This is a genomic window from Leuconostoc sp. BM2, from assembly GCF_002095565.1.
Taxonomy (GTDB): Bacteria; Bacillota; Bacilli; order Lactobacillales; family Lactobacillaceae; genus Leuconostoc; species Leuconostoc falkenbergense.
In genome coordinates this window covers 23,854-32,780 of the sequence record NZ_MOWQ01000020.1, presented here as the reverse complement: position 1 = coordinate 32,780, position 8,927 = coordinate 23,854, and the positions used below count along the sequence as shown (strand labels likewise).

12 protein-coding genes and 1 pseudogene are annotated in these 8,927 nt (G+C 36.0%); 12 read left to right on the top strand and 1 reads right to left on the bottom strand.

Annotation, left to right across the window (positions count from 1 at the left end; all coding sequences use genetic code 11):
* Positions 1 to 80 (bottom strand): helix-turn-helix domain-containing protein (locus BMG01_RS10960; RefSeq protein WP_143471347.1); only part of this gene is annotated, 80 nt, incomplete at its 3' end.
* A 105-nt stretch (positions 81 to 185) separates the two neighbouring features.
* Between BMG01_RS10960 and BMG01_RS06615 the strand changes: the two genes are divergently transcribed.
* The 12 genes and pseudogenes from BMG01_RS06615 to BMG01_RS06570 all read left to right on the top strand — a co-directional run bounded on the left by BMG01_RS06615 (position 186) and on the right by BMG01_RS06570 (position 8,828).
* The gene (locus BMG01_RS06615) at positions 186 to 887 is read left to right on the top strand and encodes a GGDEF domain-containing protein (RefSeq protein WP_233127277.1); all 702 of its coding nucleotides are present in this window, start codon (positions 186 to 188) and stop codon (positions 885 to 887) included.
* Positions 888 to 968: 81 nt separating this feature from the next.
* Positions 969 to 1,742, top strand: coding sequence for a Firmicu-CTERM sorting domain-containing protein (locus BMG01_RS06610; protein ID WP_080518952.1), 774 nt, complete (start codon positions 969 to 971; stop codon positions 1,740 to 1,742).
* A 1-nt stretch (position 1,743) separates the two neighbouring features.
* Positions 1,744 to 2,334 carry an exosortase family protein XrtG gene (xrtG, locus tag BMG01_RS06605; RefSeq protein WP_004914029.1) on the top strand — a complete coding sequence of 197 codons (591 nt, stop codon included), beginning with the start codon at positions 1,744 to 1,746 and terminating at the stop codon, positions 2,332 to 2,334.
* Positions 2,331 to 3,677 carry a TIGR03111 family XrtG-associated glycosyltransferase gene (locus BMG01_RS06600; protein WP_004914033.1) on the top strand — a complete coding sequence of 449 codons (1,347 nt, stop codon included), beginning with the start codon at positions 2,331 to 2,333 and terminating at the stop codon, positions 3,675 to 3,677. The genes xrtG and BMG01_RS06600 overlap by 4 nt, the downstream gene beginning before the upstream one ends.
* Positions 3,670 to 3,885 carry a hypothetical protein gene (locus BMG01_RS11455; RefSeq protein WP_004914035.1) on the top strand — a complete coding sequence of 72 codons (216 nt, stop codon included), beginning with the start codon at positions 3,670 to 3,672 and terminating at the stop codon, positions 3,883 to 3,885. Before BMG01_RS06600 ends, BMG01_RS11455 begins: the two co-directional genes overlap by 8 nt.
* Positions 3,867 to 4,049, top strand: coding sequence for a 6-carboxytetrahydropterin synthase (locus BMG01_RS11450; protein WP_308738280.1), 183 nt, complete (start codon positions 3,867 to 3,869; stop codon positions 4,047 to 4,049). The genes BMG01_RS11455 and BMG01_RS11450 overlap by 19 nt, the downstream gene beginning before the upstream one ends.
* Positions 4,050 to 4,066: 17 nt before the next feature.
* The gene (locus BMG01_RS06590) at positions 4,067 to 5,221 is read left to right on the top strand and encodes a membrane protein (protein WP_004914037.1); all 1,155 of its coding nucleotides are present in this window, start codon (positions 4,067 to 4,069) and stop codon (positions 5,219 to 5,221) included.
* 70 nt (positions 5,222 to 5,291) lie between these two features.
* Positions 5,292 to 5,651, top strand: a complete 360-nt coding sequence (locus tag BMG01_RS11445) for a hypothetical protein (protein ID WP_004914040.1) — start codon at positions 5,292 to 5,294, stop codon at positions 5,649 to 5,651.
* Between the two features lie 107 nt (positions 5,652 to 5,758).
* Complete coding sequence (locus tag BMG01_RS06585; protein WP_004914041.1) at positions 5,759 to 6,214, top strand: Fur family transcriptional regulator; 456 nt, start codon at positions 5,759 to 5,761, stop codon at positions 6,212 to 6,214.
* 238 nt (positions 6,215 to 6,452) lie between these two features.
* A pseudogene (locus BMG01_RS06580) lies at positions 6,453 to 7,359 on the top strand (metal ABC transporter solute-binding protein).
* Positions 7,360 to 7,363: 4 nt separating this feature from the next.
* Positions 7,364 to 8,047, top strand: coding sequence for an ATP-binding cassette domain-containing protein (locus BMG01_RS06575; RefSeq protein ID WP_004914048.1), 684 nt, complete (start codon positions 7,364 to 7,366; stop codon positions 8,045 to 8,047).
* Entirely contained in the window at positions 8,040 to 8,828 is a 789-nt protein-coding gene (locus tag BMG01_RS06570) for a metal ABC transporter permease (RefSeq protein ID WP_004914049.1), read from the top strand. Before BMG01_RS06575 ends, BMG01_RS06570 begins: the two co-directional genes overlap by 8 nt.
* Positions 8,829 to 8,927: the final 99 nt, after the last annotated feature.

Genomic DNA, 8,927 nt, shown 5'->3' with positions numbered 1-8,927 from the left:
CGCGCAATGGCACGAACAGAATAATTCAATTCGAGTAAAGTTTGAATGACAGTGCGTTCTTGAGATGATAAACTAGTCATGAGTCGCAGTTCCTTTATGGTTGTTTTAGACAATTACCATTAAAGGCGCTGCGGCTTTTTTATTCAAGTGTTCGGTTTAATTTTACAATCTACCAAAAATATTCAGTGGCAATTATTGAAAACAAATTATTATTTGTAATTGCAATGATTGTATTTGCTACGTCGTGGGGGTTATTGATTTTACCTAGTCAAGAACTTGATGTGCTCCTGTTTATTGCTCTGATTTGTAAGTTGATTGTTTATATGACCTGCATTCATTTGGTTAATAGCGTCGGTCGTATACAATATGAAGCTTTGATTGAACGTATTAATACTGATTTTTTGACGCAATTGAGTAGCCGTACCGCCTTTGAAAAAAGTTTTGACCAATCGTTTAAAGCGGCAAAAAATAAAACAATTCAACTAGCGTTTATCATATTGGATATAGATAATTTTAAGCTGGTTAATGATACTTATGGGCATTTAATAGGTGATGCTGTTTTAAAAGAGGTATCACACGCTATCAGGGAAAATATTGTTAACTACAAAGGTGCGGAGCTATTTCGAATTGGCGGCGAAGAGTTTGGCATTATTCTAGAAAATACAGATTATGCTGAGGCACAGAAAATGTCTTTAAATATTTTAAAGGCCGTCAATGAGCTCTCTGTGAATACTGATAAAGGCACTTTTGGCGTCACAATCTCAATTGGCGTTGCCGAGTGGCATGAAAAAGATAAAACCAAGGAAATGTTTTACAATCGCGCCGAGTCTTATCTATATTTTGCCAAAAATGCAGTTACTGTGGACGGCGTCATCGTGAACCGTTAAATAAATATTAGTGCAACGACAGCTTAGGAAGCCATCAATCATGACGATGGGGATTATACAATAGCGAGGATTATAGCAAACATGAAGAAAACAATGTTTACCATATTAGTATTAGTGATATCTCTACTCTTTGTCTCAACTCATTTAGTCGAAAGGGTATCGGCTGATTCCAGCAGTATTCAGATTGATGGCAATTTTAATGACTGGGATAACGTACCGGGGACTCAGTTGAATTCCAGCCAACCAGCTGATATTAACGGCACTCAAACTGATTTTCAACGTGATATCAAACTTTCATACGATGAGGACTATATTTACGTTTATATTGACAGCTGGTATGACTTAAATGCTGACATGTCAAATCATTTCAGTACATTAGACAAGTATGCCAATTTTCATCAACAGTATTATATATTTATTGATGGCAAACCCTATCAAATTCAGCTCGGCAATGGCACAGTAACTAATGGTGAGGGACACGCTTTTTCTGTTGATGTTTCACAAGCTTTTGGTGATTGGCAGCATTTAGTGCATGATACGCAAGGTGGCTATGTTGACGTAGAAACTGTTAAAGGTGATGAATCTAAGTTTAAATATGTCTATGAATTTCGAATTAGTCGCAAAGATTTAGCGGTTACAATTCCCGAAAATTCAGAAATTTCACTCACATCGAGTGGTGAGTATGATGATTTTGAAGGTAAAGATGGTCAATATTTTAAGGGAAAAGCTTCAATCACGTATGTGGGCGCTTCATCTGGGCCTTGGATTATTGCGTTTCTAGGTCTTCTCATTGCCTTTTTTGGATACCGATTGCGACTAAAGCGTCAAACAAAAGAAAAAAATACGGGTGCATAAAATGTTGATGAAAACAATCATTTTAATAGTAGTGCTCCTTTGGATATATAGCCTGTCAGTTTTTAAGCGTGCTAAACTAGATGCATTTTATTTTTTGATGGGGAGTTTAGGTTTATTTATTGTTTTAGTATTATGGAGCAAACCATATGCTATTTGGCTATTTTCAACTATTATGACATGGGGTGTTGGTTTAGTTGGCGACTTTTTTGGCATTTTTAGTACATTACCTTTGGGTCATGTGATTCAAGTGCTATATCATGAACGAATTATTTTGATGAATGTTGACTACGAATGTTCTGGTATTGTTGAAACAGCAGCTTTTGTGAGTCTCATTTCGTTTTATCCAGTGTTTAAAGTGCAACAAAGATTGTGGCTTGCATTGACTGGTGTCGCTTTTATCTTTGCTGCAAACATTGTGCGATTAACTTTTGTGGCCACAAGTCTCCATCTTTTTGGCAGTGATAGTTTCTTTCTAGCTCACTCCATTTTGGGAAGACTCTTATTTTACGTACTAATGTTGACTTTTTACTTTACAATTTTCACTCGTGGGCAATTAATCCAAGTGGCATCGCAAAATCGGGAGACAACATGAATACATTTATTAATCAATTAATTCATCAGTTGGGCTTTTGGGCAAGTTGGCTGTTAATTCCAATACTGTTTGAAATTATTCCGACACTTTGGCATTCTTTTCGGACCAATTACAGTAAAATATTGAATCAACCTTTATCCATACCGCAAAAATTACCGATGATTTCTATTATTTTACCCGTCTACAATTCGGAAAAAACATTATTTGAGTGCATTGAGTCAATTGTGAATACAACTTATCCAAAAGATTTGATACAAATGACGATTGTAAATAACAATAGCCAAGATAATAGTTTTCGTGAATTTGGTCGTGCACAAGTTGCTTTTCCCAACGCACTTTTGCAATGGATTGACGCTGATCAAGGGAAAGCGAAAGCGTTGAATTCCGCAATTTATAATAGCATTGGTCAGTATGTCATTAATCTTGACACAGATGGTATCTTACAGCCTGATGCATTACGTAATTTAGTGCTATATTTTGAAAATAATCCAGATATCGATGCTGCTGCTGGCGCCGTTTTGACTAATAAGAAAATGATTCAGGATACAAAAAAGTGGCAGGCACGGGTTTTAAGAGTTAATGAGTACTTCGAATATTTACAGGCATGTATGTTTGGTCGAAGCATGGAATCAGCTAAGAATCAGCTATTTACAATGTCAGGGGCTTTCTCTGCTTTTAAACGTGAAACATTAGTCAGCACCTATATGTATAACGTCGATACAGTTGGCGAAGATACGGATATGACGTTTCAAATTCGTGAGCGATTAGGAAAAAAGGTCGGTTTTTGTTACAACGCGATTTTCTATGTTGAACCCATTGATGGCGTTTCAGAACTTTACACGCAGCGACAAAGGTGGCAACGTGGACAGGTTGACGTTTCGTCAGACTTTTTGGCAAAAGATATGCACATCGGCAATTTCTTCAAGAACTTCATGGTGAGTCGTTTAATGGTTGATCATACGTTCCTGTTTCCTCGTTTGATATGGACGATTGGTTTATTTGTCTTAGTGTTTTATGGTTATTCAGCTGTTCTAATTTTGGCGTCCTTTGTGTTAATGTATTTACTTTATGTGCTATTTTCGATTTTAATTTATTGGCAAGTAAACAGAATGTTGACTGATTTCAAAGAAGAAAAAAAGTATCTTAAACGAAAATGGTGGGTTGTCTTAACGTTACCGCTCTATAACATGATTGTATCAATCATTAGATTCATTGGTATCATCAACATGATTACAAACTCTGCAACGTGGCGCACAAATAATTTTAAAAATGAACTGAAAGTCATTAAACAAATCATTTTGGATGACTTATCTCGGTTTAAGAAAAGTAAAACAGATGATTAAAAAAATATCTCAATATAAATTACGCACCTTTATTAACGCGAGCCACGCCATTCGTTGGGCTGATGGGCAAGGGACGATACATCCTCACACTTGGGAAGTAGTGCTAAATATCATACCACCTGTTACGTCAACATCTGAAGTTGTTAAATTTGAAGATATTGAGTTACTAGTCCAAAATTATTTACAGAAATTGCGGGGCAAACGCTAAATGATATAGCACCGTTTAGAACAATTAATCCGACATTAGAAAATTTCGCTGATGTGTTGTTTGATGAATTAACAGCTGCACTAGATGTCATTCATTTTCAATTAGTGCAATTAGATTTGGGTGAATCGGCAAAACGATTCTATTCAATTTCTCTTGCTGATTGAGCAGAAAGGCTTAAACATTGACAAAATTTAAATTGGCATTTTTTAAATTTGGGAATCATCTGATTGATTATCTATTTTACTTTTTTATTTTTATTTCTCTATATTTTGCTTTGATGTCGCCAAATTTAACGCTTGGTGACACATTAACACCCCAAACATTGGGTGAAGGCACAACGTGGGTGACCATTGTATTTTTATTGTTGATGGTTGGTATTGCGTCAGCTTTCTTTGTGTTTAAAAAATTCCGATTATCGATGTTATGGCTGTTTAAAGATAAAGGCAGTATCGTTGCACCAATTATATTATCTCTAGTCATACTGATTCAAGTGATATTGGTGTTGCATACGCATCCAAGTATCGGATTCGATCCGGGTGCCATACACGAAGGTCTCCTGCCTGATCATAGTAATGAATTGAAAGCATACTTTAGTATGTACACCAACAACTTGGCTTTGTTGTTATTGCAACATCAAATTGCCGTATTTGCAAATAGTACATCTTGGCTATTATTTGATATTGTTAATGTCATTTTCCTTGATGTTGCAGTTTTACTAAATATTTTGACAATAGCTTTAATTGATCGTCAGAAAGTAATCGCCACCATATACATGCATGCTATTTGGATTTTGGTATTTCCTATGATTTTAGTACCATACTCGGATGTCGTTGTCATGCCCTTGGTTTCTGGATTAATCTTGACATATGTCATCGCACAAAAGTCTAATTTTAAGTTAGTGTGGCGTTTATTCGCCACGTTGGGAAATGGCTTTTTCCTAACGGCAATTTATTTTATAAAGCCATCGGCTATTGTGCCTATCATAGCTATTGTGGCGGTTGAATTTCTTTATCTTTTTAGAAATTCAGTGGGAATTGACGTTCAGTGGCAAAAACTTAAAAGTATTATGATAGCACTATTGCTATGTGTGGGTGTCGTTACGAGTTATGCTTATGTTAATCATCAAATAGAGTCACAACAAGTGATTGAAATTACACCACATCGCACTGTGCCAGCAATTCATTTTATTAATATGGGTGTTAGTGGAAATGGGGGCTATAATGCTAAAGACGCATTGGCAATGGGTAGGCAGCCCAGTCAAAAAGCAATGGTTGACTACTCAAAAAAACATCTTATTGCAAGATTGAAAAAGCGAGGTTTTTTTTGGTTATATTAAGTTTCTTATTTCTAAACAAAATAGGAACTCTTCAGATGGCACTTTTGCATGGCTAATTGAGGGAAACTTTATGACTGCTAAGCCTACTGGAGCAGGATTGACGCGACTATTTGAAGATTTTGTTTATACGGAGGGAAAGTATTTATCTGATTTTCGATATATTGCTCAAGTTGTTTGGATTTTATTACTGTCTATGATTGCATTAGGCTGGCGTAGCAAAAATAAATTGACTCAAATATTAAGACTGTCTATTGTTGGTTTATTCATGTATCTCTTGATATTTGAAGGTGGCCGTTCCCGTTATTTAATTCAAGGACTGCCAGTTTTTTGGTTAATGGCTGCACTAGTGTTACCTGATACAATGGCAATGTTACGGTCCAAATTAAAATGGCTCCAAAAAGATGTGCCAACGCAAACAATGAAAAATTAATTATCTAACAGATAGACACTAAGCAAAAGAATTGGACTATTTTCGTTTTTTGAAGCATAATAGCTTATGTAATGATTAAGTGACATGTCGATAGAGGTTTAAAGTAGATGGCTGATAACATAGCACAATATGATAAGGGCTTAGCAATACTGGAAAAAAGTGACTTGCGGACAACGAAGCAACGCAAAGATTTGTTGAAATTTTTGTCTGATTTTGAAAATCGTTATGTGTCAGTGACAGAGGTTGATGATTATATGCAAAGCATTTACCCAAATGCCAGCCATACGACGACATATCGCAACATCAAAGAATTCACGGATCTTGGTATTATTGAGCAACGATCTGAAAATGGTCAGTTAAAGGTTAAGTATCAATGTGACTTTGTGTCACCACGTCATGGTCACTTCTTTTGTCAAAATTGTCATCGTGTGATTAAGATAGATTCGACATTATCCCCGCAATTACAGTCTCAATTGCAACAATTTTTGGTCTTAAACGTCAAATTGGAGATATTTGGATTGTGTGACATTTGCCAACAGGAACGTGAGAAAAATAACCATTAAAAGGCAGCTACCACAGTGTAGTTGTTTTTTTTGTGCCCAAAATAAAAAGTAATGATTACTTTTTATTGACTTAAATAGTAATCATTACTATAATTGTAAACGTGCTAGTATTTTTGAACAATCAATCGTTTGTCCGGAGAATGGTTGTTGCTTGAAATATTAACATATAATCGTTCTGCTAATGCGGAAATGTAAAATTTGTAGACAATAGAATATTTTGAAAGATGGGTAAAAAATAATGAAACGACGTGTTACCATTGGCGCAATTATTGTTGCCATTTTGGCAGTAATCCTTGTCATTGTGTGGGGTCAACAGACAAAGCAGGCAAAAAGTAGTCATCAAGATGACAAAATAAAAGTTGTTTCTTCAGTTGATTTTTACGGTGAAGCTGCCAAAGCAGTACTGGGCAAATATGGTTCAGTAACATCAGTCATTACAAATCCCAACGTGGATCCTCATGATTATGAACCAAGCGCCAAAGTAGCAAAAGAAGTTGCCAATGCTGATTTTGTTGTTTACAATGGCATTGGTTATGATTCATGGATGGCAAAGTTAGCAAAAAATGACAAAATCACTTCCGTTCGCGTTGGTGAAGATGTCTTAAACAAAAAAAAATGGCGATAATCCGCACTTATGGTATCAAAGTCAAACAATGCCAAAATTAGTGACTTATCTGTCAAATAAGTTCGCCAAAATTGATCCAAAACATGAGGCGCAATTCAAAGCAAATGCCAAAAAGTACATCTCCTCACTCAAACCAATTACAACAAAAATTGATGCATTAAAAGCTAATTCAGATAATAAAAAAGTTGATGTGAGCGAACCTGTTTTCGATTATGCACTTGCAGAACTAGGCTATACCGAAAATAATACTCATTTTGCTAAGTCAGTCGAAGATGGCACAGATCCATCACCGAAGGATATTAAAGCGATGCAAGATGATATCAAAAATCGTCGAATTACCTTTTTTGTTCAAAATACCCAAGCAAGCGACAAGACGGTCACAGAATTAGTTAAATTGGCAAAGCAATATTCTGTACCAGTGTTAAAAGTAACTGAGACAATGCCCAAAGGGAAGACTTATAGTCAATGGATGTTAGCCCAATATCAGCAATTGGCAGACATTCAAAAATCAGAAAAATAGGCAAATGGTTGAAAAAATTTTAAGTGTTAAAAATTTAGACGTTAGTGTACCCAATAAAACATTGATTAAATCATTGTCTTTTGAGGTGTTCACTGGTGAAATATTATGTATCACTGGGGATAATGGCGTCGGGAAAACCACTTTGCTAAATACTTTGCTGGGGGAATCAAAACAAGTTAAAAAGATATCGAAACACGTTGATTTTAGTGTTTCATTTGATGCCATTCAAGTTATTCCACAATTTAGAGAGATTGATGATGCTTATCCGCTGAGTGTTGAAAATTTTATGACACTGAACTTGACACATCGCTTAAGTCCTTGGTTGTCACGTTCTGAAAAAGCATTACGTGCCCAAGTGGCTGAATGGACGAATTTAAACCAAATTTTGAAACAACCAATGGGCAAAACATCTGGTGGTGAGAAACAACGTGCGTACCTTGCTCAGGCTTTGATGGCAGAACCTCAGTTATTGATTTTGGATGAAAGCACTTCTAATTTAGACCGTGATTCACGAATTGAGTTGTTACGTTTAATTAAAGAAATAAGCGTCAGTGCAGATATAGGAGTGGTTTTTATCACGCATGATCCAGAGCTTGTTGCCATGTTTGCTGACGTTGAACTGCATATTCAAAACCACAAGGGTGTCATCAGAAAAGCAGAATTAGAGAAAGGAATTGCCAATGTTTGAATATGCTTTCATGCAATATGCTTTTATTGCTAGTTTCTTTATCAGTCTGATTTGTGCGGTGATGGGCGTGTTTGTCGTTGCCCGTAAAACTGCTTTTTATACACATACTTTATCCGAGATTAGTTTTTCAGGGGCGAGCTTTGCTATCTTTGCCGGGCTTTCACCAATAACTGGTATGCTAATTTTTACGATGACAAGTTCAGTTTTTGTTTCCTTAGCGGGGCGAAAAATCAGTCAGCGTGAATCTTCGGTTAGTGTTTTTTCGGCAATTTTTATAGGGCTAGGTGTTTTATTTCTATCATTGTCTGATAAACAATCAAGCTATGCGACGAGCATTCTATTTGGCAGTATTGTTGGTATTAGTCGTGACAATCTAACTGAGTTGTTAATATTAATTGCGATTATAGGTGTTATTTCAGTTTTGCTATTTCGCAAGTTGAAATACATTACTTTCGATCCAGCTGGGTCTGGCTATAATTCAAAATATGCGGTTTGGATTTCCCTCATTTTTTTGATGTTAGTTGCCTGTACGGTCAGTGTCACGGCGCAAATTGTTGGCTCTCTGTTAATCTTTTCGTTGTTAACAATTCCAGCTTCATCGGCTAAATTTTTAACCACTTCAGTGCATAGTATGATTGGGTTATCCCTTATTTTTGCACTGTTTGGTACATGGATGGGACTGTATTTAAGTTACATCACAAATTGGCCAGTAAGTTTCTTTATCACCGTCATTGAGGGTGTGATTTATGGTGTCAGTTTGATGATTGCCAAGATATCTTGAAAAATAGAAACTTGATATTAAATGACGTTACGAGAGTAACGTTTTTTGTTGATTAAGGCAGTTGAAAAAAGCAAGATATCATGGAATAATAGCAATTAG